1 pseudogene is annotated in these 1,669 nt (G+C 58.1%); it reads right to left on the bottom strand.

The annotated features are described in order from the left end of the window. Positions 1-37 precede the first annotated feature (37 nt). Positions 38-1,596: pseudogene (locus Q669_RS18695) on the bottom strand (IS3 family transposase). Between the last annotated feature and the right edge of the window lie 73 nt (positions 1,597-1,669).

Genomic DNA, 1,669 nt, shown 5'->3' with positions numbered 1-1,669 from the left:
CGGTAACTGTCAAGGTATCTGTCGCCCTGTCTGATTTTTATGCAGCCACTCTCACTGCCTCAGTGACCACTTTCCGCTCTGGATTCAACGATACGAATGTCACCGGTTCCCAGTTACGGGTGCCACCGCTCCAGCGCTCAGGATGTGCCGTTCTGGCTGCGAGATTGAGCGCATGGCGCTTCTCCAGTATCGCCTTGTCCTCTCCGGTATGGCGCTGCACCGGTGTTACGAAGCGAATGGCACTGTGACGATGCTCATGGTTGTACCATTGAACGAACCTGTGTACCCATTGCTGGGCTTCCGTTAGATCAGCAAAGCCATCTGCGGGATAGTGCGGTACATACTTGCAGGTGCGGAACAGGGCCTCGGAGAAGGCGTTATCGTTACTCACTCTTGGCCGACTGAACGATGGCTGGATCTTTAGATCCCGCAGCTTCTCCAGCAAGGTCGCGCCTTTGAAGGGGCTACCATTATCGGCGTGTAACACCAGCGGCTGGCGCACGATATTTTCGGCCAGCACCGCTCGCTCAATGACGGTACGGGAGTTGGCTGCAGACTCGCCCAGGAAAGCCTCCCAGCCCACCACCTTGCGGCTGAAGATATCGAGGATCATCACCAGATAGTAGTAGGTCCCCTTGGCTGGGCCGGGGAGCCAGGTACAGTCCCACGACCAGACCTGATTGGGTGCTGTTGCCGTATGCGTAGTCGGTGCTGGCCGTGATTTGCGGGCCTTGGCACGACCTCGATGAGCCAGCTGACCATGCTTGCGCAATACACGATAAAAACTGGAAACTGATGCGATATAGCGCTGTTCTTCGTCCATCAAGCGCACCACGATCTGATCCGGTGGCAGGTCAGCAAACTCTTCCCGGTGACACTGCTTCAGGATGTCAGCTTCCTCCTCTGGCGTGAGGGCATTGGCGGGCACCGGCCGTTCGGCAAAAGGGCGTTGGTCCTCCTTGACATCGCCCTCCCGCGTCCAGCGCTGATGAGTGCGAATCGAGATACCGACCACCTCGCAGGCGGCACTGAGGCGGGCTCCGTCGTCGCAGGCCCTGGCGATCAGCTGTACGGCGTTTTGGCGATCTTCGATGCTGATCATGACTCCTCGTCCCCCCAGATCGCCCGTACTTTTTTTGACAGGGTCAGCAGTGCAGCTGTCTCCGCCAATGCTGAGTTTTTACGTTGCAGCTCGCGTTCCAGCTCCTTGATGCGCTTGCGCTGCTGCCGAGCCTCCTCGGCTTCGCGACGGCGCTCGTCATGAGACAGGCTGGCCGCTTGTTCACAATCATGTCGCCAGCGTTGCAGTTGCTCAGGGTACAGGCCTCTCTGGCGGCACCAAGCGGCGACCTCCTCGGTGTTCATTGATGCGGTCTCAAGCACGGCTGCAAACTTGTCCCGGGAGGACCAGCCCTCAGCGCCCTGATCACTGGTATCAGGCAGGCAGCGGCCTTCCGCACGGGCTTCTTTACGCCACTTGTAAACCGTAGCTGAGGAAATACCTTCCTGGCGGGCTACTTCTTCAACGCTCTGGTTGTACGGTGGTAACAGCTTGGCCACTACGGCCTGACGTCGCTCATCGGAGTAACGAGGCATACAGATCTCCCAACGCCCCTGAATGATTAAGAGAGTTTAACAAAGAGCGCGTCAATTATCCTGACAGAGGGGG

This window comes from Marinobacter sp. C1S70, assembly GCF_000475355.1.
GTDB classification, from domain to species: domain Bacteria; phylum Pseudomonadota; class Gammaproteobacteria; order Pseudomonadales; family Oleiphilaceae; genus Marinobacter; species Marinobacter nauticus.
This window is presented reverse-complemented; position numbering and strand designations above follow the sequence as displayed.